The organism is Pseudomonas sp. GW823-FHT02E01, from assembly GCF_058797535.1.
Window position 1 is genome coordinate 364,416 of sequence record NZ_JBXAJS010000001.1, and the last position, 26,226, is coordinate 390,641.

At 59.7% G+C, this 26,226-nt stretch carries 24 protein-coding genes and 2 pseudogenes; 14 read left to right on the plus strand and 12 right to left on the minus strand.

All coding sequences use genetic code 11. The annotated features are described in order from the left end of the window. Positions 1-87: 87 nt before the first annotated feature. The 5 genes from AC1RDQ_RS01655 to AC1RDQ_RS01675 all read right to left on the minus strand — a co-directional run bounded on the left by AC1RDQ_RS01655 (position 88) and on the right by AC1RDQ_RS01675 (position 5,138). Positions 88-1,035 carry a SphA family protein gene (locus AC1RDQ_RS01655; protein WP_057714245.1) on the minus strand — a complete coding sequence of 316 codons (948 nt, stop codon included), beginning with the start codon at positions 1,033-1,035 and terminating at the stop codon, positions 88-90. A gap of 176 nt (positions 1,036-1,211) precedes the next feature. Beyond that, positions 1,212-1,754: a flavin reductase family protein gene (locus AC1RDQ_RS01660; RefSeq protein WP_492586055.1), complete on the minus strand. Its 543-nt coding sequence runs from the start codon at positions 1,752-1,754 to the stop codon at positions 1,212-1,214. A 25-nt stretch (positions 1,755-1,779) separates the two neighbouring features. Continuing rightward, entirely contained in the window at positions 1,780-3,018 is a 1,239-nt protein-coding gene (locus AC1RDQ_RS01665; protein ID WP_057714243.1) for a styrene monooxygenase/indole monooxygenase family protein, read from the minus strand. 79 nt (positions 3,019-3,097) lie between these two features. Next, positions 3,098-3,883: an SDR family oxidoreductase gene (locus AC1RDQ_RS01670; RefSeq protein WP_057714242.1), complete on the minus strand. Its 786-nt coding sequence runs from the start codon at positions 3,881-3,883 to the stop codon at positions 3,098-3,100. A gap of 10 nt (positions 3,884-3,893) precedes the next feature. Next, positions 3,894-5,138 carry a dienelactone hydrolase family protein gene (locus AC1RDQ_RS01675; RefSeq protein ID WP_492586056.1) on the minus strand — a complete coding sequence of 415 codons (1,245 nt, stop codon included), beginning with the start codon at positions 5,136-5,138 and terminating at the stop codon, positions 3,894-3,896. Between the two features lie 152 nt (positions 5,139-5,290). Here AC1RDQ_RS01675 and AC1RDQ_RS01680 point away from each other — a divergent pair, with 152 nt between their 5' ends. Then, entirely contained in the window at positions 5,291-5,452 is a 162-nt protein-coding gene (locus AC1RDQ_RS01680; RefSeq protein WP_167362845.1) for a hypothetical protein, read from the plus strand. On the opposite strand, the gene AC1RDQ_RS01685 is transcribed toward AC1RDQ_RS01680, so the two are convergent. After that, positions 5,431-5,925 carry a lecithin retinol acyltransferase family protein gene (locus tag AC1RDQ_RS01685; protein WP_492586058.1) on the minus strand — a complete coding sequence of 165 codons (495 nt, stop codon included), beginning with the start codon at positions 5,923-5,925 and terminating at the stop codon, positions 5,431-5,433. The genes AC1RDQ_RS01680 and AC1RDQ_RS01685 overlap by 22 nt on opposite strands. Positions 5,926-6,441: 516 nt before the next feature. On the opposite strand from AC1RDQ_RS01685, the gene AC1RDQ_RS01690 reads away from it, so the two are divergent. Continuing rightward, entirely contained in the window at positions 6,442-7,470 is a 1,029-nt protein-coding gene (locus AC1RDQ_RS01690; protein WP_489338801.1) for an AraC family transcriptional regulator, read from the plus strand. An 87-nt stretch (positions 7,471-7,557) separates the two neighbouring features. On the opposite strand, the pseudogene AC1RDQ_RS01695 reads toward AC1RDQ_RS01690, so the two are convergent. Next, positions 7,558-7,722: pseudogene (locus tag AC1RDQ_RS01695) on the minus strand (DMT family transporter); the annotation flags it as partial. Between AC1RDQ_RS01695 and AC1RDQ_RS01700 the strand changes: the two are divergent. Further along, a pseudogene (locus AC1RDQ_RS01700) lies at positions 7,720-9,017 on the plus strand (ABC transporter ATP-binding protein/permease); the annotation flags it as partial. The pseudogenes AC1RDQ_RS01695 and AC1RDQ_RS01700 overlap by 3 nt on opposite strands. 500 nt (positions 9,018-9,517) lie before the next feature. Here AC1RDQ_RS01700 and AC1RDQ_RS01705 read toward each other — a convergent pair. Next, a complete protein-coding gene (locus AC1RDQ_RS01705; protein ID WP_090456510.1) occupies positions 9,518-9,790 on the minus strand; it encodes a hypothetical protein in 273 nt (90 codons plus the stop codon). 322 nt (positions 9,791-10,112) lie between these two features. Between AC1RDQ_RS01705 and AC1RDQ_RS01710 the strand changes: the two genes are divergently transcribed. The 5 genes from AC1RDQ_RS01710 to AC1RDQ_RS01730 all read left to right on the plus strand — a co-directional run bounded on the left by AC1RDQ_RS01710 (position 10,113) and on the right by AC1RDQ_RS01730 (position 13,779). Further along, the gene (locus AC1RDQ_RS01710; RefSeq protein WP_256355847.1) at positions 10,113-10,247 is read left to right on the plus strand and encodes a hypothetical protein; all 135 of its coding nucleotides are present in this window, start codon (positions 10,113-10,115) and stop codon (positions 10,245-10,247) included. Positions 10,248-10,543: 296 nt separating this feature from the next. Continuing rightward, positions 10,544-12,040 (plus strand): methyl-accepting chemotaxis protein, encoded by a 1,497-nt coding sequence (locus AC1RDQ_RS01715; RefSeq protein WP_492586060.1) that lies wholly within the window; start codon positions 10,544-10,546, stop codon positions 12,038-12,040. A gap of 97 nt (positions 12,041-12,137) precedes the next feature. Beyond that, positions 12,138-12,542 (plus strand): antitoxin Xre-like helix-turn-helix domain-containing protein, encoded by a 405-nt coding sequence (locus AC1RDQ_RS01720; protein WP_090456513.1) that lies wholly within the window; start codon positions 12,138-12,140, stop codon positions 12,540-12,542. Then, positions 12,536-13,228, plus strand: coding sequence for an RES family NAD+ phosphorylase (locus tag AC1RDQ_RS01725; RefSeq protein WP_492586061.1), 693 nt, complete (start codon positions 12,536-12,538; stop codon positions 13,226-13,228). The genes AC1RDQ_RS01720 and AC1RDQ_RS01725 overlap by 7 nt, the downstream gene beginning before the upstream one ends. 149 nt (positions 13,229-13,377) lie before the next feature. After that, positions 13,378-13,779, plus strand: a complete 402-nt coding sequence (locus tag AC1RDQ_RS01730; protein ID WP_407515584.1) for a hypothetical protein — start codon at positions 13,378-13,380, stop codon at positions 13,777-13,779. Positions 13,780-13,848: 69 nt separating this feature from the next. Here the strand turns inward: AC1RDQ_RS01730 and AC1RDQ_RS01735 are convergent, their stop codons facing one another. From AC1RDQ_RS01735 to AC1RDQ_RS01750, 4 genes are all read right to left on the minus strand, one after another. Continuing rightward, the gene (locus AC1RDQ_RS01735) at positions 13,849-15,441 is read right to left on the minus strand and encodes a DHA2 family efflux MFS transporter permease subunit (RefSeq protein WP_492586063.1); all 1,593 of its coding nucleotides are present in this window, start codon (positions 15,439-15,441) and stop codon (positions 13,849-13,851) included. Beyond that, the gene (locus tag AC1RDQ_RS01740; protein WP_492586064.1) at positions 15,438-16,535 is read right to left on the minus strand and encodes an HlyD family secretion protein; all 1,098 of its coding nucleotides are present in this window, start codon (positions 16,533-16,535) and stop codon (positions 15,438-15,440) included. Before AC1RDQ_RS01740 ends, AC1RDQ_RS01735 begins: the two co-directional genes overlap by 4 nt. 96 nt (positions 16,536-16,631) lie before the next feature. After that, on the minus strand, positions 16,632-17,045 hold the full coding sequence (locus tag AC1RDQ_RS01745; RefSeq protein ID WP_057714230.1) for a cupin domain-containing protein: 414 nt from the start codon (positions 17,043-17,045) through the stop codon (positions 16,632-16,634). A 44-nt stretch (positions 17,046-17,089) separates the two neighbouring features. Next, entirely contained in the window at positions 17,090-17,842 is a 753-nt protein-coding gene (locus AC1RDQ_RS01750) for an SDR family oxidoreductase (RefSeq protein ID WP_057714229.1), read from the minus strand. A gap of 259 nt (positions 17,843-18,101) precedes the next feature. Here AC1RDQ_RS01750 and AC1RDQ_RS01755 point away from each other — a divergent pair, with 259 nt between their 5' ends. From AC1RDQ_RS01755 to AC1RDQ_RS01780, 6 genes are all read left to right on the plus strand, one after another. Continuing rightward, complete coding sequence (locus AC1RDQ_RS01755) at positions 18,102-19,694, plus strand: winged helix-turn-helix domain-containing tetratricopeptide repeat protein (RefSeq protein ID WP_492586066.1); 1,593 nt, start codon at positions 18,102-18,104, stop codon at positions 19,692-19,694. Positions 19,695-19,931: 237 nt separating this feature from the next. Further along, positions 19,932-21,305: a glutamine synthetase family protein gene (locus AC1RDQ_RS01760; RefSeq protein WP_154862433.1), complete on the plus strand. Its 1,374-nt coding sequence runs from the start codon at positions 19,932-19,934 to the stop codon at positions 21,303-21,305. Positions 21,306-21,312: 7 nt separating this feature from the next. Continuing rightward, a complete protein-coding gene (locus AC1RDQ_RS01765; protein ID WP_492586068.1) occupies positions 21,313-22,704 on the plus strand; it encodes an aldehyde dehydrogenase family protein in 1,392 nt (463 codons plus the stop codon). A 3-nt stretch (positions 22,705-22,707) separates the two neighbouring features. After that, on the plus strand, positions 22,708-23,868 hold the full coding sequence (locus tag AC1RDQ_RS01770) for an iron-containing alcohol dehydrogenase (RefSeq protein ID WP_492586070.1): 1,161 nt from the start codon (positions 22,708-22,710) through the stop codon (positions 23,866-23,868). A gap of 162 nt (positions 23,869-24,030) precedes the next feature. Then, positions 24,031-25,584, plus strand: a complete 1,554-nt coding sequence (locus tag AC1RDQ_RS01775; RefSeq protein ID WP_223503343.1) for an amino acid permease — start codon at positions 24,031-24,033, stop codon at positions 25,582-25,584. A 320-nt stretch (positions 25,585-25,904) separates the two neighbouring features. Next, the gene (locus AC1RDQ_RS01780) at positions 25,905-26,195 is read left to right on the plus strand and encodes a DUF7693 family protein (RefSeq protein WP_057714224.1); all 291 of its coding nucleotides are present in this window, start codon (positions 25,905-25,907) and stop codon (positions 26,193-26,195) included. Positions 26,196-26,226: the final 31 nt, after the last annotated feature.

Sequence of the window (26,226 nt, forward strand, 5' to 3'; positions counted from 1 at the left end):
AGAGGGACCCCAAAAAAAGCCCGCCCCCCAGGGGCAGGCAGAAGACCAAAGTAATCGAAGCTATGGAGCACAATGACTGTGGCGGTCTTAAAAGTGATGGACATACCGCACTTGCACACGACTACCTTCAGGACGATTCTCGACGTCCTGTTCGAAGTACGCATTCACAAACACATGATCCTCTTTGGAAAAGCTGTACATCGCCCCAGGCCCGACAGCCCATACCTTTTCGCGACGGCCGGAAACCTCATGACCGTCAACTTTGGTATCGGTGATTTGCTTCAGCCAATAGCCATTGATACCCAGACGCAGCTGTGGCGTCACCGCATACTCGGTAGCAAAGTTTGCGTGTAAAGCCTGGCCGGCTTGAATATCGTCAGCGCCACCAAACCCTGGGCCCGGATCATCGTTCTTGCCGTTGTAAAGATAATGAGCACGAACGGATGCCGTCCATTTTGGAGTAAACCAATAAGTGGCGGCCCAATAGGGATCAAACGACCAAGCGTTGGCGCCCGGATTGATGTCATGCTTACTGTCGTATTTGCCAGTCGGCACGTTCACCTGCAACTCAATGCGGTGCGCGAAACGCGGTCCATCGGGTCCCATGATTGGATCAAACTGAATCATCGGGCCCAAAAGCAGATCGCCCATACCACTTTGAGCCTTCAGCGCCGCGTTATTGAGTCCGTCATCAACATCCATGCTCGTTACAAAAGGAAGCACGGCGTTCATGCCCAGCGTCGCGTTGCCCAAGCGAAGGTCGGAAAAATAGCTGACCTGTGTAACAGCGACCTGATAATCCAGCTCCTGCCTGGGCAAGCCCAGCGACTTGCCATTTTGATCCCTAAAACGATTGGCGCTGTAGTTCTGGAAGTATTCCTGAAAGTACCACCCCGCACCCGCTGGCGGCGCGCCATCGAGAAAAGATGTTAAACCCAGATTGACGACTGGCAGGTCATACGCCTGCGCGGCTTCAATTCCCAAGAGGCCAGTGCCCAACACACATACCGATAGCAGTTTTCTTTTTATTTTCATGACGCTCTCCACAGCAAGGCTAAAGGCGGAGAAGTTGAACGTAGCAATGGGCGTGCAAAGGCTGTCCGTTACCACATAACGTTGAACCCTTGCCGCACAGGCCAGCGCATCAACAAGTCTCAACGCCTGTAGGATGTTCAGCTGGTATTAGTGTTTTGCGAGGTTCAAGCCCTGACTTATCGATTCACCCCGGGATGTTGCGCAGCCACTCGATACTGCCCGCCGTGAAACACCAGCGGTTCCCCTGCGCCGTGGCGGTAGTGTTCGATTTGTCCAAGGAATATCAAATGGTCACCGCCCTCATACTGAGTGACATTGCGGCAGACCAGCGTGGCAATCACGCCATCGAGCAGAGGCACCCCGGACTCTCCGGCCTTGAAGGCCACACCCGAAAACTTGTCTGGCGCAGGTCGTGCAAAACGTCCGGAAATATCGTGCTGATCTGCACCGAGGACGTTGATCGCAAAATGCTCGCACGACAGGTAGTCCGGCAGACTCGGCGCACTGCGGGCAATACTCCAAAGCACCAGTGGCGGATCGAGTGAAACCGACGAAAAGGAGTTGGCGGTCATGCCAACATTGCGTCCATCGTTCGTACGCGTGGTGATGACGGTCACCCCAGTGGCAAACTGCCCAAGCAGATTGCGTAATTCGCGCGGATCGCAGTCCTGAGCGTTGACCAGATCATGCTGGATGGATTCTGCGGTAAAGGCATTCATGTTGAACTCCTGGCTCGATGGCGACTCAAGCGGCCTGATGGGTCTTTTCCTGAATGAAGGCTTGGCACGACTGGGCGTCGAACCACCAAGGGGCAAAGTTGCGTGGATCATCGAAGCCATTGGCGATGGCCGATGCCAGAGGTTTTGACTGGCTGGCGGCCCCGAGCAGTTCGAGCAGATGCTGAGGCGGTGGCGTGAGCATCGTATTGGTCCACTTCACTACGTGCCGGGCATAACTCCAATACTGCTCGAAGGTATCGTGCATCCACTCCGGGCCGAAGTTTTGCGCGCCACGGGTGACAATCGCGTCCAGATAAACCTTGCTGCACTTGGCGGCATTGTTCGACCCCTGGCCAGTAATAGGATCATTGACCACCAGTGCGTCGGCCATGCCGAACACCTTGCGCCCCGACGGCAGCGTCAGAACCGGTTTGCGCACCATCGGCGTAAATCGTCCGGACAGGAAACCCTTGTCATCAGTCAGTTCCACGGACCGGCAACGTTCGGCCTCCCAGGGTACGTAGCGATTGACCAGTTCCAGGCTTTTCTCAAGATGTTGCTCGGCAGATGTGATCCCCTGCCAGCAATCCATCGGCCCGCCCGGAATCCCTTCGAAAACCATGATTTCGCAAGGACCGGTGGTCGTCAGGCAAGGGAACACAAAGTATTCGCCCACGCCCGGGATCAAGTTGAAGCTGACCCTGGAAAACGGCGACATCGGTGTCATGCCCTTCACGTAGGTCAATGACAGCGCCCGTTGCGGCTGCTGAAACTGCGTCCGTTCGGTATCTTTTTCGAACAGGTTGACGATCTCACCTTTACCCGCAGCAAGCAGCACCAGGTCATGACTCGCCGACAACTGCTCCAATTCAGCCACACCTACGTCCTGGATAACGACCTCGCCGCCACGCTTCACGACTTCGTCCAGCCACACCGGCATTTTCAGACGTTGATCGACTGATTGAGCGTAGCGATCCAGCCGAGCACTCCAGCTGAACAGTGGCTCATTCGGGTTCTCAGGGTCAGGCACAGTCAGACCGATACCTTCAACAGCCGGGCATTGGTCTTCCCAGAAGTTCAGCCCCAGATCGCGCTCACTTTGCAGAGCGGCATTGAACATGCACTGACTGGACATCACTTTACCGTTGCGAATGTCCTCGCCATTGCGATTAGTGGTCAGGGTCACGTGATAGCCCTTGGCGAGCAAACCTAGAGCGAGTTGCAGGCCGGCTTGACCGGCTCCGACGATGGCGATTCGACGCATTGTTATTCTCCTGGTTATCGACGGTTACAGGTGCAGCATTCGGCAGTCGCCGAACAGGGTTTCTTGTCAGTGTTATGCGTTACTCGGCAAGCCGCGGTATCGCTGGCAGGTTCTGCTCCGGTCCCATGACCGAGTAGCCCCCGTCGACGGCGTAATCCGCGCCCGTCACGAAGCTGGCGGCGGGTGAACAAAGGAACGCCACCACATTGGCCACCTCGGAGGGTTCTCCCAGGCGCCCCAACAGGTGATAAGAAGCGGCGACTGCATCAGCCTTTTTACGATTGTCGCCACTGGCTTCGGCGATCACCCGCGACCACGTCCAGCCAGGCGATACCGAATTGACGCGGATGCCGTCGGCTGCCAGGTCCATGGCCATGCTGCGAGTCAACTGCACCATGGCGGCTTTTGATACCGGATAAAGCCAGCGCCCGGTCTGGGCACACTTGGCCGAGATGGAAGCGAAATTCACGATCGCACCACATCGCGCCTTGAGGTCCTGATGTACCGCCTGAGTCAACGCCACTGCAGAAACCAGATTCACATCAAGTGCGTGCAACCAATCCTGGCGCGTGGAGGCAAAGCCTTGGTCGCTGTAAGTGCAGGCCAGGTTGATCAGGAAGTCGATCCCGCCGAAACGCGCACGCACCTCTTCGACCGCATGCGCAATGAGTTCGTCATCCGTCACATCGAGGTGAAAAAAAACCGCTCTCTCGCCAAGCTCGGCCGCCGCCTTGAGACCCGCTTCACGATCGATATCGAACAGCGCAACGCTAGCCCCAGCGTCAATAAACGCCCGAGCCACGGCGGAGCCGATCAGGGTCGCGCCGCCACTGATCACGGCGATCTTATTCTGTAGATGAGACATGGTTATCTCCTTAAACCGGCTTGTTGGCGCTGGAGGCCCAACTCGGCATCAACGTATTGGAAGGCAGCGATTCATCGAGCAGTTTTTGCGCAGTCACCACACCCGCCACCGGCAGACCCGTCGGGTCAAGCAGGCCGATCTGAACCAGCACGCTGGCCTGATCCCAGTAGATATGTTCGTGATAAAGCCTGGGCCCACGAAACTTGACGACACCCAGCATCGGGATCTCGACATAACGCCCGGTCGGTGCCACCCCTGGGAGCATCCAGTCGATCTCGGTGTCGTGGGTAAAACTCATGATGAACTCATCAACGATCTGCGATGCACCCACCGTGCGTGACAGCGGTGTCAGCGCCATGTCCTTGGGATTGCCATGGACGAAGTGATGCTGGTAGAAGCGGCTCAACTCTTTGGCACCCACGCCACCGGTCATGGTCGGGATGTGGTTGACGTAAGGTTCAGCGACCATGGTAGCCATGGTGGCGGGTACGTCGCGGGTGTCGAACTCGTGACGCACGTGTTCGTCCCAGAGATCGGAGAGGTTGTAGTCCGGCCCCAGGACCCGACGCAATGCGGCAATGGTCCGTTCGTGAGCCAACAGCGCCGACGGCTTGTGATAGTGATGACCGTTGGGGCGAGCAAAGGCGTGATCCACTCCCGGGTAAACGTAGAGTTCGACACCCGGCTTATTCTGCAAAGTCTCCTGGATCGCGGACCGAGCCTCGGCGGGACAGAACTGATCCTGTTCGGCCATATGGAGCACCAGACGCCCCTGTAACCCTTCGATTTCCGACAAGGCGTTTTCAATGCCCACGCCGTAGTAACCGACGGCACAGGCCACTTCAGGTAACCGACAGGCCGCCAGATAAGCCAGCTTGCCACCCAGGCAATAACCCACGACACCCAAGTCGCCCGGTTGACATTGGGGCAAGGCTTCCAAGGCATTCAGGCTGGCACGAATGTCATCAATGCCAAGCGCCTCGTCGAAACCCTGGTAGAGTTCATAGGCACGACCAAAGTCTTCCTCGGTGTAGCCTAACTGGACACCAGGCTCCTGGCGCCAGTAAAGGTCCGGAACCAGCACCGTGTAACCTTCTTCGGCCAACAGGTCGGCGACTTCGCGCATGGCCTGGTTAACGCCGAAGATTTCCTGACAGAGCACGACGCCCGGCCCGCGACCATCGACAGAGGTCGCAAGGTAAGCCTGGAAGTGCCCCCCGGAAGGAACCTGCACGCTGACATACTGGCCTTTCATTTCGAATCTCCAATGGTTCAGGAACGTTGGAGATGATATTGGGCACCTTCGGCGATGCGGACTATCCGCTGAATGCGATGCCTGTCCGTGGCATGCAGGAAGTTGCCCATGCGTACCGGATCTGATGCGCACAATGAAACAAAGCTTTGGGAGTGGCGCTGAAAGCGCTGACGCTACCTACTGACTTCATCAACCAACAGGTTGATGAAGAACAGTGCCTTGAAGATTTCGTCACAGATGTCGACGTACGAAAACCTGCTCAGCGCAATCGATGGAAGGCAAAGGTGAAGGATCAGGCGATGGTGGTTTGCTGAAGAAGTCCGGGCAGGGTCTTCAGAAGAAGTCGCAGTGCTGCGAGAGGATGAACTGAAAAGTTGCAGACCTGATCACTACGGCTTTCGCCGTAAAGACACCAATTGCAGAAATGCTCGCAGTTGTTGGTCAGAAGTCGGTATTGATTTTCTCCTACCCGTGAGAGGGCTCTTCGGACGACTTCGTCTCGTTCAAATCCAAGCTGCCGGGTGCTCTTGACCCAGATCGGTTTCCCTGACGCAAACCGATGCAGTGTCAGCACTTCTACAGGCCCTGCGTGCAAGCCTGCACAAAGCCCGGAATAGTGAACGACTTGATGCCCACCCAAGTAGATCCCGTGATGGTAGTAGCCATTTCGTGAGTTGATGAGGTGGCTTCCAGGTGGGACCTCTGCGTCAGTTTCCCAGTCCCACTCATAGCACTGACTGGTACGGAGTTCGTCTACCGGAGCGGTTCTATAGGAGATGTTCATCATGTTCCGCCTTACCGGGAGTGGATGAGCGCTCTGGTCGGCACTCCCACCTCAGTTAATTCAGAAGCGTTGGAATGATGTTGAACATCTGCATCGAGAGGGACTATCCGCTGGGCGCTAAACCTGTCCATGGCCTGCAGGAAGTTTTCTGATTCCCATCCCCAGGGTCAATTCGACCTGCACCGAAAGTCGATCCGGCAACAGTACTTCGCGACTGATTCAGATACCCCGCTTTTCGCCCCTCAAAAGCCCGACACCGCCAAGGAAAAAACATTGGACGCCTAATATTTACGGGGGGATTCCAGGGGCGAATGAGTAAGGTCTCGCAGCGGCCAGCCAACCTGAAAGCCGCCTGGCATAACTTTTGCCAGAGTCGGTAGAAAGCCCGATCAAGGGCGCTAAAAGAAACAGACATGCCCACGGGCTATCCGATTAGCGCAGCGACTATCCTTATCCTGCAGACCCTCGGTAACGCTTTGTGTGCCATGCCTCGAAACCGTGCATGCAAGTGAGGTGACCATGAGCCTGAATCTCATTCCAGAGAATTGCGGCAGTCTCTTTAACAGAGCTTCCCTGTTCACCCCTGAAAATCAGCTATTCCTTCTCAATGACCTGGATGCCATTCGTAAAGGCGTCAGCAGCGTGTTCAAAAATCACGAGCTGCGCTGCATCCAGGAAACCGACCGCATCAGCGCACGGATGCACCACGTCAATCGTGGGCGCCTGTCCTTGAACCGGCTGGAGTATGGAGCCCGAGTCAACATTGATCCCGGTCGTCTGGAAGATTTTTTCTTGATCCAGATCCCCATCAGTGGCAAAGCGCACATCATCTGCGGCGACCATGACTTTATCTCCACCCCTTATAAGGCCTCTTTGATTTCACCCAACCTGCCGTTATCGATGTGCTGGGATGCCAACGCCCCCCAATTGGCCCTTCGCATCGAACGCAGTGAAGTTGAATACCATTGTGCCCAGCACCTTGGGCATGTGATGGACAGATCACTGGAGTTCCAGCCAGAACTCGACCTGACGACCCCAAGCGGAAGCTACTTTCTCCAGCTGATCGCCATGTTGGCCGACGCGATTACATCTAACCAGCACCCGCTTCACCACTCCCTGGTGCTCAAGCAGTTCGAGTCAGTCCTGATCAATGCATTGATCTATGGCCAACCCAACAATCTGCGGGAACAACTGGAGAGCGCCAGTAAACCAAAAGCGCTTTTGCCCTATTTCGTCAAAAGGACCGAGGAATATATGCGGACTCATGCGAATGAACCGCTGAGCATCGAGCAGTTGGCCGAGCACGCCGGGGTGAGCGTACGCACACTATTTGCCGGCTTCCGCGATTTTTGCGACACCACGCCCATGGCCTATCTGCGCAACCTGCGACTGGAACAGGTGCACCTTGAGTTAAGCACACAGAGTCATGACGCTTCGGTAACCGACATCGCGTTCAAGTGGGGCTTTGTCCACTTGGGACGGTTTGCCCAAGAATATAAAAAACGTTTTGGCGAGGCGCCCTCAACCACGCTTAGATTCCGAAGCTGAACTCAGGATTCACAGTGCAAGATCCGGGGCAATCTCAATGCTGCCTCAAGCTTCGCCCCGGCAAAGTAATCAGGATCCGAAAATAGCTCACTCGGTCGAAGGGACGGATGCTTTGCTGCCAAAGCGGATTAGTTCATTGGAGAAACACAGGCCGACGATGATCATTGCCGCTCCCGCGTACAGGCTTTCGCGCGGTACTTCATTGAGCGCCACAAACGCCAGCAGCGCGGCGAACAGTGGCTCGGTCAGCTCCTTATCGTCAAATCGCTCAAGCTGAGCCTGGGATTGCTAACTTCGGTGGTGTCACTGTTTTCCTTCCTGCACATCCTCTGGCAGGCATCCGGCCTGGTTAGCGTGCCGTTCGCCGGTGAGTCCGTAGTCATTCCGGGGTTGCTGGTGTGGATCGCCCTCGTCTACGCCCTTCTGGGCACGGGGCTGGCGTTCTGGTTGGGGCGCGCATTGCCGCGGCTCAATTTCATGCAACAGCGGCGCGAAGCCGACTTTCGCTTCTCGCTGATGCGCCTGCGGGAAAACGCCGACTCGGTGGCCCAGTACCGGGGTGAAGCGACAGAAAACGCACGCTTCAACCAACGCCTGGAGGCGGCGCTGGAAAACTTTTGGACGCTGGTGAAAAAGCAGAAGCTGATCATGGGCTATTCGACCTTCTACCTGCGCAGTGCCACGGTCATACCGATGTTCATCATGGCGCCGCAGTTCTTCGCCGGCGCGTTTCCTCTTGGCGCCTGACCCAGATCAGCGCTGCCTTCGGCGAAGTGCACTCGGCCATTGCCTATCTCGTAGAGGTGTTCCCGGAGCTGTCGGCATGGAAATCGGTGATCGACCGGTTGATTGGTTTCCAGGAGCGCCTGGACAAGGTCGAAGTCAAGTCGAATGTCGTTGTGGGGCAGCAGCCCAAGGGCCTTCAAATCAAGGATCTGGACATCTGGTTGCCGAACGGTCGGCGCTTGCTCAACAGCTTCAACCTTTCACTTGAGCCCGGTGACAGCCTGCTGATCAGCGCACCGTCCGGCTACGGCAAGTCGACGTTGATACGCACGGTCACAGGACTCTGGCCTCACGCTCGCGGCTGCGCCAGTTACGACCGTGAGCGTGCCCTGACACTCTCGCAGAAACCTTACCTGCCGCTAGGCAGCCTGCGCGAAGCACTCTGGTACCCCAATCAACCGGATCGTGATGCAGACGCCGCGTTACGCCTGCACATGCAGCACGTCGGCCTGCAACACTTGAGCGAGCAACTGGATGACGAACTGGACTGGTCGCAAATCCTGAGCGTTGGCGAACAGCAACGCTGTGCCTTCGTCCGCGCCCTGTTGGCCCGCCCCGCGGTGCTGTTCCTCGACGAGAGCAGTTCGGCGCTGGATGCGGCGAACGAGGCGCGCTGCTATCAGTTACTCAAACAAACGCTGCCGGAGACGATCCTGATCAGCGTCGGCCACAATGCCTCGCTGGAACGCCTCCATTGGCAAGTTCTGGAACTGCAAAGCGAGGCTCAGTGGGTGCATCGAAAGGTGATGCAACCGGTATGACTTCGCGGGGCACACAGCTACGTCAAATCGAACGCGGGCAAGTAATCAGACATCTATCACAGTATTTTCACATCCATTGGCATACGGTGGATCCAGCTCCTTTGTGATTTCCAGCCCGCTCTCCCCATCGCGGGCTTTTTTTCGTCTGCTCGATTCAATTCGTATGAATCAACAAGACGCCCCAGCCATCAGGGGGAGGACAAGAGACTAGAGCAGTCGGACGACTATGGCGGCGGCGGAGTAAAGAAAACCGGGTGCTCTCGCGCCCATTTTATTTGCTACTTCAGAAAGGGGTTACCCGTCAGCTTGATTCAAGGCCACGAAAAACCAATCAGGCGAAGATACTCAATATGCCCGTAACAATGAGAAGAGCCGCTGCGGCAGCGGCTCAGCCTGGGAACCTTCGATGATTTAAGCGACTGGACAAGAGAACCGGACGACCACGAAATGATGGCAACTGTCACCGTTCTCTGGCACCTGCGTTCAGGCACTTGGTGCTGTCAATCAAAGGTATATTTTCCCTCAAGCATGAATGCCGGCTCTCTCCAGTTGGGCCCTCTCACAACTCCGGTCCCACTGTATTTGATAAAACCGGCATCACTCATTTTCTTGACAAGGTTCAACAGCCCTAAGTTGTTCTCCACATGCGCCCAGTTAGCCAGATTATAAAGGCCGTCAAGCCCAGGTAAAGAAATGCCTAATTCATTTTTGGTAAGAAATAGAATTACCTCTTCAGGTTTTTCGTTAAGCACGATAGTTGCAATGACGCTCATTATTTTACCCCTCCAAGTTCCTTGTACTCTCGTTCACTTTGTTCTCGATACGCCTCTATAGCATCAGGCGTATAGAGCAGTTCGGTGCTTCCCCTTTCTGCCCCTTCAGCATTTCCGGTTTTTCATTTTTGGAATAGCGGGTAACCCCTGCTGAAGCTGTAGGCAAAATCCGAGAATTGCGTGAGGGATCAATGGGGTCAAAAAAGAAAGGTCGATTGCTCAAAACAGCCTCCCCAAGCGCCAAACAACCCAGCCCACTGTCAATTAGCTAAACTTCATCAGTAACCCACTTCGCGAATCCCTGAAAATTCAGGAGGCGAACATGAGCAAACAACCGCAACCCCAAAGCCGCTCCAACCCCCAACCCAGATCCCGTCCGTTGGTGCCGAACCTGCCGAGCAAAACCGGCAACAAGTCCGGTGGCTTGCGCGGTAACTATCCGCCGAAGAAGTCGTAACTGCCTCGGGTGTACGACAGGCTTTGCAACGGAGTCTGTCGCACTCCCCCGTCACTTCAGCATTACTTGCCTCTATATCGGACATTGTTTTCCACGAGCGACGTCGTAGCTGCCTAGAATGATGGCCAAAGGCTACGCTCTCCACGACATCTCAAATACAGCTCGACCATGCCGCCAACAGATTCGCATCCCTGACTCTGAAAACGTCTGCCCCTTAACGTACCCAAGCCTTCGCGATGTCCCGTGTTGCCATAAACCCTGCTTTTTTCTGGCTCATTTACATGGAGTAAGCGTACATGCCCTTCCCCCCTCGTTTCCTCGACCACTACCGCAAAGCCGACCGCATCATGCTGGGCCTGATCTGGCTGATGTTCGCGTTCGCTATCGGCCTGGCGTTCTGGCACGACACGTTGAAGCAGGCGCTGCTGGTGGGCGGTGGCACCAGTGTGTTGTTGACGCTGTTGTATCGAGCCATCGGCGGAACGCGGTTGATGCGTTGTCTGCTGGGCGTGGGTTTGATGGTGATGGCGGCGTTGCATATCAATCAGGCCGAGGGGGTCATTGAGTCGCACTTCGGGATTTTTGCGTTGTTGGCAGTGCTGACGTTTTATCGGGACTGGCTGCCGATTCTGGTGGCGGCGGTGACGATTGCGCTGCATCACGTGGTGTTTCATGCGCTGCAGCATCAGGGGTTTCCGGTGTTTGTGATGGCCCATCACGGTGGCTGGACGATGGTGTTCGTTCACGCTTTTTATGTGGTGATGGAGACGGTCGCGCTGCTCTATCTGGCGGTGCACAGCCAGGCCGATGCGGTGGAGAGCCAGGACATGCTGGACAAGATGCTGGCGACCACGTCCCAGTTCACCGCGGGTGCCGGCCAAGGTGACAAGGCGCGAGTGCATGTGTCGCTGGCACAGCGCTTCGATCAGTTTTTGATGCAGATCACCGCCTTGGTGGACGGCGTGGTGCGTGACTCTCAGGGTTTGGGTCAGTTGGGTCAGGAGTTGGCCAAGGCCAGTAACACGCTTGAGAAAGGCGCCAGGCATCAGTTGACGGAAATCGCGCAGATGACCGGGTCGATGCAGCGCATGGGCGATGCGATGGAGCACATTGTGGTGCATGTCGAGCATGCCGTTGCCCATGCTGGCCAAGCCAGCGCGCAAGTCACCCGCGGCCAGGAAAGCGTGAACCGTGCGCGGCAGGAAATCACTCAACTGGCCTCACGCCTGGAAGGCACCAACCAGACCGTGCAGGTACTGGCCGGGCAGGCGCAGCAGATCGGTACGGTGCTGGAGGTGATCAGCAGCATTGCCGAGCAGACCAACTTGCTGGCGCTCAACGCGGCGATTGAAGCGGCGCGCGCCGGCGAGCAAGGCCGGGGCTTTGCGGTGGTGGCCGATGAGGTGCGCAGCCTGGCGCAACGCACGGCAGTGTCCACCAAGGAAATCCGCACCATTATCGAAGCCTTGCAGCAAGGCAGCCGCAAAGCCGTCGAGGCCATGCAGGACAGCCGCGAAGGTGTAGTGCGCTGCGTCGAGGACAGTCAGGTGGCCGCGGCAATGTTGCAAGCCGTCGGCAGCGACATCTCGCAGATCGATGAGCTCAATGGGCGGATCGTCACGACGACCCGCGAACAGTCCACGGCGAGTTTCGAGATTGTCGGGCGCTTGCAGTCGGTGCAGAGCATTGCGCAAAACACGGCGGATGATGTGGAGACACTGGCGCTGAGCAGTCGGCGCTTGCCGCCCATTGCGATCCGGTTGGATGCGTTGGGGCGGACGTTTCATCAATGATGCTCGACGGGAGAAGTTTTCCGTTGGTCGAACCGATTTGCTCTACAGACTCAATAAACCTATCTTTGAGTCTATGGAGTCAAGATAGGTATTGATCATGGCCGTCCCCCTGCAACCCCAATCCTTCAGCAAAAACCAATGCGTCACCGGCCTGCGTGCCGCCGTGAGCATTCTGGAAAAGTGGAAGGCCAACAGTGACCAGGCCTGTCGCATCCTGCGTATTTCCCGCAGCACCTACACCCGCGCCCGGCAGCGAGACCCGGACTGGGCGGTGGCGCTGGATGCGGACCAGATGCAGCGCATCAGTTTTGTGTTGAACATTCACGCGACGTTGCGGCTGGTGTTCGACAACCCGGATAACGTGTACGGCTTTGCCTCGATGGCCAATGACAACGAGTTTTTCAACGGGCGTTCGCCGCTGGAGATCATGGCCCAGGGCGACATGATTTCGCTGTACGAAACCTTCCGCCGCATCGACATGCTGCGGGGTGCGCAATGGTGATGGCGAGTGAGCTGGCGGTGTTTGCCGGTCAGTCGTTGCAGGCTTATCGCCTGGTCAATTCGAAGTTTCCGCCCATTGCGTTGTTTGATGATGTGGCGGATGCGGCCGAGTTCGAGGTGTTGTTCGAGATTCAGGCGCTGACCAATCCGCGGTTGAAGAATGAGGTGGGTCAGCTGGAGTTGATTGCGCGCAGCGAGATCCCGTTCGGCATTCGGGGTTGCTCCTACGCCATTGCGCCGTTTACCCACGTCAACCCGGCGGGCTCGCGTTTCAGCGATGGCCGTTTTGGGGTGTTGTACCTGGCGGAGTCGATGGAAGCGGCGCTGGCCGAGGTGCGGCATCACCAGGCGCTGTATTGGTCGAGGGTGCCGAGCCTGAACTATGAGCGCTTTGTGTTTCGTGGATTGGCCTGTGCATTTGGCGATGGCGGGATGAAGGACGCCACGGCCCTGTCGATGAGCGATCCGGTGTATGCGCCGGACGACTACAGCCACTCCCGTGTGTTGGGGCAGGCGGTGCGCGATGCCGGTTGCCCCGGTTTGCGTTATCACTCGGTGCGGATGCCGGGCAGTCATTGCTGGGCGTTGATGACGCCGAGGCCGGTTTCGTCGATTGTGCAGACGGCGCATTACGAGATGGTCTGGAATGGGCAGATCACCAGTGTCAGTCAGATCAGTGAGGCTTGAGCCCCGTTGTCAGGCACATGAAAACCTGTGGGATCTGCGATCCATTGAGCGCATCGATAGTCACCATCATTTCAATGAAGTTCTCTTAAAAATTCCCCGGCGTAACATCTGCTCCATACCAACCCATAAGCACCCCGGAGCACACCATCATGAAACGCCAAACCCTCCTCAGCATCGCTTTCTCGGTTTTCGCAGTTAACGCTTTCGCCGCTACCTCTGCTCAACCTGTGGTCGCTGAAGGCGGCTCGGATCGTCTGATTGAAAGCCGTGTGGCCGAGGGTGGTTCCGATCGCCTGATCGAAAACCGCGTCGCCGAGGGTGGCTCCGACAAGTTGATGCAAAACCGTGTTGCCGAAGGCGGTTCCGATAAGCTCCTGCAAAACCGCGTCGCCGAAGGCGGTTCCGACAAGCTCTTGCAAAACCGCGTCGCTGAAGGTGGTTCCGACAAGCTCCTGCAAAACCGCGTCGCTGAAGGTGGCTCCGACAAGCTCCTGCAAAACCGCGTCGCTGAAGGTGGTTCGGATCGTTTGATCGAAAGCCGCGCTGTCTGAATGCAGTGCTTGACCGCAGGACTCAACGAAAAGCCCGGCCTCATCAGCCGGGCTTTTTCGTGGGGGTTATCAATTCGCCCGTTGTTCATGCACTTTCGCGGATCGCGAGAGGCCAATCTTGATGCCGACTAGCACGGGCGCGGCAAAGACGAACAGCAGGGCCACGGCGAAGAACGCCGTATCGAAAGCAATCACCGTGGCCTGACCTGATACCGCCTTGCCCAGCAGGCTCGTGGTTGCCCGGCCAGCGGCCACCTGATCCATGCCCTTCCCTGCCAGCATCGCGGTTGTGGTCATCAGCCGTTCGATGACCGCGTGTCCCCCTGGGGTGACGTTGGCGCCGAGGACCACGCCATTGCTGACAACCTGATGGTCAATCAAGGTCTGCAGCCCGGCGACGCCCATCAAGCCTCCCAACTGGCGCCCTGTGTTGAACAGGCCGATGCCGCTGGCCAGGTTGCGGCTGTTGAGGTGGCTGAAAGCAATCAGCGTGATCGACAGAAACAGGAAACCAAGGCCCAGGCCGCGCAACAGGATGGCCGCCATCATGTCGTCGGTGCCGCTTTCGCTGTTGGAGCCGGACAGCATCCACATCGCCCCCATGATCAGCAGGATACCCAACGGCACGGTCGCCACCGGCGGCACGCGACGCACGCTGAACAGATAGGCGGCGATGAGCAGCGAACCGACAAAAAAACCGCCACTGGGCAACAGGAGCAGGCCGGCATCGGTCGGCGTGAACGCGAGTACCGACAGGGCGAACGCCGGGATCAGGTAGGCGCTGCCGAACAGGGCGGCACCGGCGACGAAACTGACGATAAAGGCAAAGGTGAAATCGCTTGTTTTGAACAGGCTGAAATCGAGCAACCCCTGGCCGTTGGCCAACACCTGTTGACCGAGAAAGGCCAGCAGCGCGGCGGCACCGATCACCGTCAGTGCCAGGATGCGCGGTTCCTCGAACCAGTCCCAGCGGCTGCCCTGGCTGAGCACGTAGGTGAAACAGAACAGGGCCGCAGAGAGCAGCGAGAACCCGAGCCAGTCGAACGAATGTTGCCGGACCCTGGCGGGCATGGGGTGGTCGGCGATGAGCAAGAGGCCGGTCGCCGCCAGGGCCAGCGGCACCACGCTGAAGAAAATCCAGGTCCAGGACTGGCTGTCGATCAACCACCCTTGCAGGGCTGGCGCGAGGGTCGCCGACGCGACCACCGCCGCCATGGCGAACAGGGCTTGCAGGATCGGCTGAAGCGCGCGCGGATAGCCGCGAAAGATGATCGCCTGGCCCGCCACCAGCAAGGCACCTCCCGCGAAGCCTTGCAGGATGCGCAATGCGATCAGCAGTTCCAGCCAGGCGGTAACGGCAGCCACGCAGCACGCCAGGCCCATCACCAGGGTGGCGCCGATGATCACGTTTCGCGCAGAAAATCGCTGCATCAGCCAAGGGGCGATCATGAACCCGATCAGCTTGAGCGCGATGTAACCGACATCCAGCCAGGCGAACTCGTCAGGCGTGGCATAGGTGTCGCCGATGATGTCGCCGCGACCGAGGGCCAGCACGGTGCTGGCGATCGCTTCCGTCAACGTCGCCAGCACGATGCCCACCATGAGCAGCACGCCGTTCGTTGTCCTGGCGCTGCTCGGCGTGGCGCAGGCAACGCTGCTCATGAGCCGGCCCCTTGTGCAACTTCCACCCGCGCGGACAGGCCCGGCACGATGCGCCCCGGCAGCGGGTTTTCAGCCAGGCGGATCTTCACCGGAACGCGCTGCACGACACGCACAAAGTTCCCGGTGGCGTTGTCGGGCGGCAGCAGGCTGAACGCCGAGCCACTGCCTGGTGCAAAGCTGTCGACCACGCCATCGAGTGCCGCATCGGGGTAGCCATCGACCGTGACGCGCACCGGCTGACCGGGGCGAATATGTTCCAGTTGGGTTTCCTTGAAGTTCGCCACGACCCATACATCATTGACCGGCACGATATCGAGCAGGGAAACACCCGGTGTGACGAAACGACCGAGGCGAACCTGACGGTTACCGACCACGCCATCCACAGGGGCGTGTACCACGGTGTGCTCGAGATCGATCCGGGCGAGGTCACGTGCGGCCTCTGCCTGGCTCACAGCGGCCACGGCAGCCTCGCGCTCGGCTACAAACACCGTGATGCGCTGCTGTTGCGCCTCGACCGTTGCCGAAGCGGCCGAAACCGAGGCCGCGGCTCTGGATTGCGCGGTGCCGGTTTCATCGACCAGGGCCTGGCTGACCGCATTGCTGACGATCAGTTTGCGGCTGCGGTCGTGGGTCTTGGCCGCCAGGCTCATGTCGGCGGTGGCCGAGCGCCTTTGCGCTTCGGCCTGCCTGATCAGCGCATGCTGGAGCTGGATCTGTGCGTCGACATGGGTCAGGCGCGCCTGGGCGGCGCTGACATTGGCCTCGGCTTGCGCAAGTTTGGCGCGGTAGTCGCGGTCATCGATTCGAAACAGCACATCACCGGCACGCACGGCCTGGTTGTCCCGGACCTCGACCGCCGTGACATAGCCGGCGACCTTGGCGGCCAGTGAGGTGACGTCCCCGCGGACATACGCGTTGTCGGTCGAGGTCACGCCACCTGAAAACGCCATGGCTCCCCAAACCGCCACGACCATCAAGGCCGCGACGCACAGCAACAGGCCGATGGTCTTGCGCTTGCTTCGCCGCACCACGACCACAGGCGTGCCGCTACTTGCGCTGGTGGCAATGGCGGCCTTGTCCAGGAGCGAGTTCATTTTTTCATTTCCTGTTCAGTGCCAAGAACTGACTCAGCCACTGGGCGACAGTGGTCTGCCGCCCGGCGGTCGAGCCTTCATGAGCGCGTGATCGGCTCACTGTTTGATCGGTGTCACGAGTACCTTTTCCTCGGTGTCGAGGACGAACACCGCCAACAGGCGTGCAGGTTGGGTGTCACTGGCGTTGGCGCTGACCAGGTGCACGGAGCCCGGTTCCTCTACGAAGTTTTCGCCGACGTTGTAGATCTTTTCCGGCTCGCCTTTGACCTGGATGCGAAACGAACCCTCCAGGACCGTTGCATAGATGAAGGCCGTTTTCGGATGGGTGTGGGCCGGCGATGCGGCACCCGGCCCATACTCGACGACCACGCCCCTCATGCTCTTGCCAGGGATGTTGGGAATGGGACGGTCGAACACCACCGTCACCTTGCCGGGGGGCGGCTCGGCGGCTGTTGCGGCGCTGATCGAGAGCGCCGCGAAGACAGCGGCCATTAGCAATCGGGTAACCATGGGATTTCTCCTGGATTCGTAGGGAAATGTGCGGGTGCGATCCGTTACTGCGCCATCGACCGGGCCAGCCAGTCGTCGAAGCGGATCGCCCCCAGGCGTGCGTTCTTGCCGGTGACCAGCGATTGATCGTCGAGCACGGCGCCGAAGTAACGGGCATGTACATCCGGCACGACCTTGCGGTTGTCCTGGGTCGCCCGCAGATAACGCCTGGCCAGTTCGTCGATCGGCATGGTTTCCGGGCCACCGACTTCAACGGTGCCATTGACCGGTGCTGCCAGCACGACATCGGCCAGCGCCGCTACCACGTCGTCGGACGCTATCGGCTGGATCAGCGCCGGCGAAGCATGAATTTCCTCGCCAACGGCGAACGACTGGACAATGCCGCCGGCAAACTCGGAGAACTGCGTGGCACGTAGAATGGTGTAAGGAACGCCGGATGCCTTGATAAGGGCTTCCTGCGCGACCTTGGCCCGGAAATAGCCGGTATCGGGAAGCCGTTCGCTGCCGACAATCGACAGGGCTACGTGATGACGAACCCCGGCAGCGGCTTCGGCGGCCAGCAGGTTACGGCTCGACGTTTCAAAGAAATCGAGAACTGCCTGGTCCTCCCACGACGGTGCGTTCGCCACGTCGACCACCACATCAGCACCATCCATCGCTTCGGCCAGGCCTTCGCGGGTGATGCTGTTCACGCCCGTGCTGGGGCTGGCGGCGAGCGCATCATGGCCGCGCTCGCGCAGGGTGTTCACAAGTTTCGATCCGATGAGGCCGGAGCCTCCGATGACGACGATCTTCATGACTTTTCTCCACTTGTCGACTGCAACCATTGCGTCGGTGTAGAAAGAGTGCCTGCGCGCACCAGGCAAGTCCTTGCGCCGGGCTTGGGTTTGCCTTGGCGAGTGCTTGGTTTTATGTCCAAAGCCATTGACGTTCGTCCAGCCGCCCTTGCCGCAGACGGTGCAGCGGGTGTCGAGCTGCCGTATCATCTGCCTCAGTTACCAACCGACAGCCGCCTGGGACACGGAGTTGAGGGCGCTTCGCCAGGGGATGCTCAATTTGCCATTCACGTTTGAAGACTACGTACTCGATCAGGAGCGCCGGGAGCTGACCCTGCGCGGGCAAATCGTGGCCGTCGGACCGCAGGTTTTCGATCTGTTGCTGCTGTTCGTCAACAATCCCGACCGCGTCGTCAGCAAGGACGAGTTGCTCAAGGCGGTGTGGGGCGACCGGATCGTTTCGGAATCGACGATCACCAGCCACATCAATGCGGTGCGCAAGGCCGTTGGTGATACCGGTGAGGAGCAGCGCCTGGTGCGCACCGTCCCCCGCAAGGGCTACCGCTTCGTTGGTCGGATCAACGACGACTTGAGCGGGCAAACACCACCACAGCCTGACATCGACGAACGCGCAAGCGCTGCCCCGAAACAAATCCCCTCCCCTACGCTCGTCCTGCCGGACAAACCCTCGATTACCGTCCTGCCCTTCCAGAACCTGAGCGGCGATCCGGAGCAGGAGTATTTCGCCGATGGCGTCGTGGAGGACATCATCGCGGCCCTGTCGCGTATCCGCTGGCTGTTCGTCATTGCGCGCAATTCGAGCTTCACCTACAAGGGCCAGGTCGTGGACGCCCAGGGCGTCGGCCAGGAACTGGGCGTGCGCTATGTGCTCGAAGGCAGCGTGCGCAAGTGCGGGAACCGGCTGCGCATTACCGGGCAACTGATCGACGCGACAAGCGGGACGCATATCTGGGCGGAGCGCTTCGAAGGCCTGCTCGACGACCTCTTCGAGCTGCAGGACCAAATCACCGAAAGCGTCGTCGGTGCCATCGCGCCGCAACTGGAGCGGGCAGAAATCGAACGCGCCAAGCGCAAGCCGACGGAAAGCCTGGACGCCTACGACTACTACCTGCGGGCCATGGCAAAACTGCACAGCGGCAGCCGCGAAGCCATCGAGCAGGCGCTGCCGATGTTCTACCAGGCCATCGAACTCGATGCGGAATTCGCTTCGGCCTATGGCATGGCCGCCTGGTGCCACTTCTGGCGCAAGCTCAATGGCTGGATGAGCGATCGACCCGCAGAAATCGCCGAGGGCATACGCCTGGCGCGTCTGGCGGTGACCCTCGGCCGCGACGATGCCGTCGCGTTGACCCGGGGCGGACATGCGCTTGCTCATCTCGCCGGCGAAGTCGACGGCGGCATTGCGCTGCTCGACAGGGCGCGCCTGCTCAATCCCAACCTCGCCCCCGCCTGGTTTCTGGGCGGCATCCTGCGGGCACTGCACGGTGAAACAGACGCCGCCATCGAGCATTTGAACCATGCCGTTCGCTTGAGTCCGCTGGATCCGGAAATGTTCAGGATGCAGGTGGGGATGGCGCTCGCGTATTTCTTCGCCGGGCACTTCGATGCCGCTGCGCAGTGGGCGGAAAAGGCCCTGGGTAACCTGCCCAGTCTGCTGGTCGCGGCGGCGCTGGTGGCGGCCAGTGATGCGCTCGGCGGTCGAATGGAAAAAGCGAATCTGGCGATGCAGCGTCTGCAAAAGCTGGATCCTTCTTTGCGTCTGTGCACCCTCAAGGACTGGCTGCCCATTCAACGGCCTGAAGATTTCGCCCGTTTCGTCGACGGACTGCGGCTGGCGGGATTGCCAGAGTGAAGGCGACTAACCTGTAGGAGCGAGCTTGCTCGCGATGGTCGCCAACGATGACGCGGGTTTTCTGATTAAACGCGGTGTCTTCAAGTTCATCGCGAGCAAGCTCGCTCCTATAACGTAGGCTAAGCTTTGAGCAACTCGTTGCTCATGATGCTCGGTTCTGCAGGTTTGGGTTTTTCTGGAGAGCGTCTGCAACAGCTATCCCAGACTGTCCCAAACCTTTCACGCAGGATTGCCGTGATGACAGAGCCCCTCCTCAGCTTTGATGCACTCAAGCGCGCCGCGGCTGCCGGCGAAATCGATACCGTACTGGTCTGCATGGTCGACATGCAGGGACGCCTGGTCGGCAAGCGATTCCAGGTCGAGTTTTTCATCGACAGCGGCCACGAAGAAACCCACTGCTGCAACTACCTGCTGGCCGATGACATCGACATGGAGCCGGTGCCGGGTTACGCCGCGGCCAGTTGGAGCAAGGGTTACGGCGATTTCGTGCTCAAGCCCGACATGTCCACCCTGCGGCGCGTGCCCTGGCTTGAGTGCACGGCGCTGGTGCTGTGCGACGTGCTCGATCATCACCATCGCCAGGACCTGCCCCACAGCCCAAGGGCGATTCTGAAAAAACAGGTCGAGCGCCTGCGCGAGCGTGGCTACACCGGCATGTTTGCCTCGGAGCTCGAGTTCTATCTGTTCGATGAGAGTTACGAGGCGATCCACAAGCGCAACTATCACAAACCGAAAACCGCCGGCCATTACATCGAGGACTACAACATCCTCCAGACCACCCGCGAAGAGCCGGTGCTGCGGGCGATTCGCAAGCACTTGCAGGCCTCGGGCATTCCCGTGGAAAACTCCAAGGGTGAATGGGGCCCGGGGCAGGAAGAGATCAACATTCGCTACGCCGATGCCCTGACCATGGCCGACCACCACGTCATCATCAAGCACGCCTGCAAAGAGATCGCGCAATTGCAGGGCAAGGCGATCACCTTCATGGCCAAGTGGCGCTACGACGCTGCCGGCTCCAGCAGTCACATCCATAATTCGTTGTGGGACAAGAACGCCAAGAAGCCGCTGTTCTTCGACGCGAAAGCCGAATTCGGCATGTCGAAACTGATGCGTTCCTGGGTCGCCGGCCAGCTCAAGTACGCCAACGACATCACCTGTTTTCTCGCGCCCTACATCAACTCCTACAAGCGCTTCCAGGCTGGCACTTTTGCGCCGACGCGGGCGGTCTGGAGCCGCGACAATCGCACCGCCGGCTTTCGCCTGTGTGCCGAAGGCAGCAAGGCCATCCGCATCGAATGCCGCATCGGCGGTGCCGATCTCAACCCCTATCTGGCCTTCGCCGCGCTGATCGCGGCGGGCCTGGCCGGTATCGACGAGAAGCTCGAACTGGCGCCGCCGTTCGAAGGCGACGCCTACCTGGATGAGCATTTGCCGGAAGTGTCCAAGACATTGCGCGAGGCGAGCGCCGCACTCAAGGCCTCCGGCATGTTGCGCAAGGCGTTCGGCGATGAGGTGGTCGACCATTACGTGCACACCGCCGAGTGGGAGCAGAAAGAGTACGACCGGCGAATCACCGACTGGGAATTGCAGCGCGGTTTCGAGCGCTATTGAGAACATCATGACTGCGAAGGTTCAATTGATCTCCCCGGTCGATGGCCGGGTGTACGCCGAGCGCGAGGTGGCCGATGCGGCGCAGGTCGAGCAGGCGCTGACGGCCGCTGCCAGCGCACAGGCGGCATGGCAACGCCGCTCACTGAGCGAACGCGCGGCGTTTTGCACTGCCGCGGTGGACGCAATGCTGTCGATGCAGGCCGACATCGTGCCGGAGCTGGCCTGGCAAATGGGCCGCCCGGTGCGTTTTGGCGCCGGCGAACTGCGCGGTTTCGCCGAACGCGCCCGGCACATGATCGCTATCGCACCGCAGGTCCTTGACCGGGTAGAGCCCGAGCCTGTCGCGGGATTTCGTCGCTATATCAAACGCGAACCGCTGGGCACGGTGCTGGTGGTCGCTCCGTGGAATTACCCCTATCTGACGGCGGTGAACACGATTATCCCGGCGCTGATGGCCGGCAACAGCGTGATCCTCAAGCATGCTTCGCAAACACTGCTGGTGGGCGAGCGCTTCGCCGAGGCCATGCGTCGCGCAAAACTGCCCGAGGGATTGTTCCAGAATCTGCTGCTCGACCATGTGTCGACCGGGGCGATCATTGCTTGCGGGCGCGTGCAACAAGTGAACTTCACCGGTTCCGTGGAGGCTGGAAAAGTCATGGAAAGCGTCGCCAGCGGACAATTTCTCGGTATGGGCCTGGAGCTCGGCGGAAAAGACCCGGCCTATGTCCGGGCAGACGCCAACCTTGAACAGGCGGTGGAAAATCTGGTGGACGGCAGTTTCTTCAATTCCGGGCAGAGTTGCTGCGCCGTGGAACGCATCTACGTCGACCGGAAAATCTACCCGGTGTTTGTCGAGCGCTTCGCCGAACTGACCCGCCAGTACGTGCTGGGCAACCCACTGGATGAAGCCACCACCCTCGGTCCGCTGGTGACACCGGGCGCCGCATTCTTCGTTCGTGGCCAGATTGCCGATGCGCTGGCCCAGGGCGCCAAAGCGCTGATCGATCCGAAGTCCTTTCCCGCCGACGTGCCGGGCAGCGCCTACCTGGCACCGCAAGTGCTGGTGGACGTGAACCATCAAATGTCGGTCATGCGCGACGAAAGCTTTGGCCCGGTGGTCGGCATCATGCCGGTGGCCAGCGATGAAGAAGCCATCGCCTTGATGAATGACAGTGAGTTCGGGCTCAGCGCTTCCATCTGGACCCGGGATCTCGCAGCGGCCGAACGCCTGGGCAACGAGATCGCCACCGGCACGGTGTTCATGAACCGCTGCGATTACCTGGACCCGGCACTGGCCTGGACCGGCGTGAAGAACAGCGGTCGCGGCGTCACCCTGTCGCCACTGGGCTACGAGCACCTGACCCGGGCCAAATCCTTTCATCTGCGTCACGAGGTGTAGACCATGAACCTGACAGGAAACTGGAACTACCCCACGAGCGTTCGTTTCGGTGTCGGGCGCATCGCCGAACTGGCCGAGGTCTGTCGCAGCCAGGGTATCCAGCGACCTTTACTTGTGACCGACAGCGGCCTGGCGCGCGCACCGATCACCACGGCGGCACTGGACGCATTGCGCGCCGCCGGTCTTGGCGTGGCGCTGTTTTGTGACCTCAAGCCCAATCCGGTGGAAGCCAACCTGGCTGGCGGGCTCGATGCCTGGCGTGCCGGCCAGCACGATGGCGTGATCGCGTTCGGCGGCGGCAGTGGCCTGGACATGGGCAAGCTCATTGCCTTCATGAGCGGCCAGACCCGTCCGGTCTGGGACTTCGAAGACATCGGCGACTACTGGACCCGCGCCGACGACAGCCGCATCGCCCCGGTCATTGCCGTGCCGACCACGGCGGGAACCGGTTCCGAAGTCGGCCGTGCGGCGGTGATCATCGACGAGCGCACCCACACCAAACGCATCATCTTCCACCCGAAAATGATGCCCCGCGTGGTGATCAGCGATCCGGCCCTCACCGTCGGCATGCCCGCCAAAATCACCGCAGGCACCGGCATGGACGCGCTGTCCCATTGCCTGGAAGCGTACTGCGCCCCCGGCTTTCACCCCCTGGCCGATGGCATTGCCGTGGAGGGCATGCGCCTGGTGGCCAACTCACTGGTGAAGGCGGTACACACGCCGTCGGACCTTGAGGCCCGCGCACAAATGCTCGCGGCGGCGGCCATGGGCGCCACGGCATTCCAGAAAGGCCTGGGCGGGATGCATGCGCTCTCCCATCCGGTGGGTGCGTTGTATGACACCCATCACGGCATGACCAATGCCACCTTCATGCCCTATGTCCTGCACTTCAATCGCTCGGCCATCGAGGAGCGCATCACCCGCCTGGCGGCGTACCTGCGCCTGCCCTCCCCGGGGTTCGACAGTTTCCTGGCCTTCGTCCTCAAGCTGCGCAAGAACATCGGCGTGCCCCATACCCTGGTTGAACTGGGCGTGGATGACCGGCAGGCCGACCTGATCGCCGACATGGCGATTGTCGACCCTTCCGCTGGCGGCAACCCGCTGCCATTGACCCGGGACGGCGTGGCAAAGATTTTCGACGCGGCACTTCACGGCCGTCTGTAGGAGCGAGCCTGCTCGCAATGGACTTGAGGATGACGCGGGGTGTCAGGCTCCCCGCGTCATCGTTGACGTTCATCGCGAGCAAGCTCGCTCCTACAGAAAACCAAGGTCGAGCCTACGGCGGCTTAGTTCGGCCTGTCCAAAACCTGAAAAGGGGCACACATCATGAACCCAGCAAGCCAGCCGGGCACCGAAACGCACGACGATGACGTCAAGGTGCTGCACAGCATGGGCTATGCCCAGCAACTCTCACGACGAATGGGGGTTTTCTCCAACTTCGCCATTTCCTTTTCGATCATCTGCATCCTCTCGGGTGGCATCAACTCCCTGGCCCAGGGCACCTCGGGCGCGGGCGGGGCATCCATCGGGATCGGCTGGCCAATCGGTTGCCTGATCTCCGGGGTATTCGCCATGGCCATGGCGCAGATTTCCTCGGCCTACCCCACCGCTGGCGGCCTGTACCACTGGGGCTCGATCCTGGGTAACCGCTTCACCGGATGGCTGACCGCGTGGTTCAACCTGCTGGGGCTGGTCACGGTGCTGGGCGCGATCAACGTCGGTACCTATTACTTCTTTTTCGGTGCCTTCGGGCCGGCACTGGGCATGGAAGACACGACCACGGTCAGGGTGATTTTCCTGGCGATCCTCACCGGCCTGCAGGCCTTGTGCAACCACTTGGGTATCGGCCTGACCGCCAAACTCACTGACTTCTCAGGTTACCTGATCTTCGCCACGGCGCTGGCCCTGACCATCGTCTGCCTGATATCGGCACCCAGCTATGAATTCGCACGGCTGTGGACCTTCGGCAACTATTCCGGCGAAGCGGGTGGCAGCGTCTGGCCGCAGGTCTCCAACGGCTGGGTGTTCATGCTCGGCCTGCTGTTGCCGATCTACACCATCACCGGCTATGACGCCTCTGCGCATACCTCCGAGGAAACCCGCAACGCGGCCATGTCGGTGCCGCGCGGCATGGTCATGTCGGTGGTCTGGTCGTTGCTGTTCGGCTGGCTGATGCTCAGCGCGTTCGTGCTGATGCTGCCGAACATGGACGAGGCGGCCAAGCAAGGCTGGAACGTGTTTTTCTGGGCCATGAACACCCAGGTCGACCCGACCTTGAAACTGGTGCTTTTCGTGGCGATCTTCATTTCGCAGGTGCTCTGCGGGCTGGCCACCGTCACCTCGGTTTCACGGATGATCTTCGCGTTCTCCCGGGACGGAGGCCTGCCCTGCTCAAAAGCGCTGTCCTCGGTCTCATCGACCCATCGCAGCCCGGTGGCAGCGATCTGGACCGGTGCCACCCTAGCGGTGTTGTTCGTCTGGGGATCGTCGGTGATCTCGATCGGGACAACGCCGGTCTATACCATCGTGGTGTCCTGCACGGTGATCTTCCTGTTCTTCTCCTTCGCCATTCCCATCGCGCTCGGCCTGTTTACCTTTGGTACGTCGAAGTGGCCGACCATGGGGCCGTGGAACATGGGGCGTTTCTGGTACTCGGTGTTCGCCATCCTCTCGATCCTGGCGATGATCATCATTTTCGTCATCGGCATCCAGCCACCGAACGATTGGGCGCTGTACATCACCATCGGTTTCCTGATCCTGACGGCCATCGTCTGGTTCGGTTTTGAAGCCCGGCGCTTCCAGGGGCCGCCGGTGGGCGACATGATCGTCAAGCGCCAGGCTGAAATTGCCGCGGCGGAGGCGGCGTTGGACAGGAAATAGGCGCGTGCTGATTAACCTGTGGGAGCGAGCTTGCTCGCGATGGCGGCGTGTCAGGCGCCATCGATGTTGGATGTGCCGGCCTAATCGCGAGCAAGCTCGCTCCCACAAGGTTGTTTGGCATTTCCGGGCTTTGCGGGTGGCTGCATTCCCCTGTGGGAGCGAGCTTGCTCGCGATGGCGGTGTGTCAGGCGCCATCGATGTTGGATGTGCCGGCCTAATTGCGAGCAAGCTCGCTCCCACAAGGTTATTTGGCGTTTCCGGGCTTTTTTGCAGGCTGATGATCTATCCTGTGCCTCCCCGATTCAGCCCCGGAGACACCTGTGCCCGCCCTCACCGCCCGCGAGGTTTACCAGCCGTTGCGCGATGCCGCTCAAGGCATCTGCACCTTCAAGCGAGTCGACGACGCCTGCGAGCCTGACCATGTACAGGTCGACATCGACGGCTGGCGCCTGACGCTCGACGTCGACGCCGGTCACCTGCGCCACTGCCTGCACGGCCAAAGCCCCGATGGCCGAGAATATGTGTTCGACAACGGGCAGCGCTTCGGCACCGACCCGGTGAGTTTGCTCAGCACCTGGGAGCTGGCGCAGATTGAACGGCTACTGGCCTGAATCTTCCGCAACCTGTCGTTCCCTGGCCGCA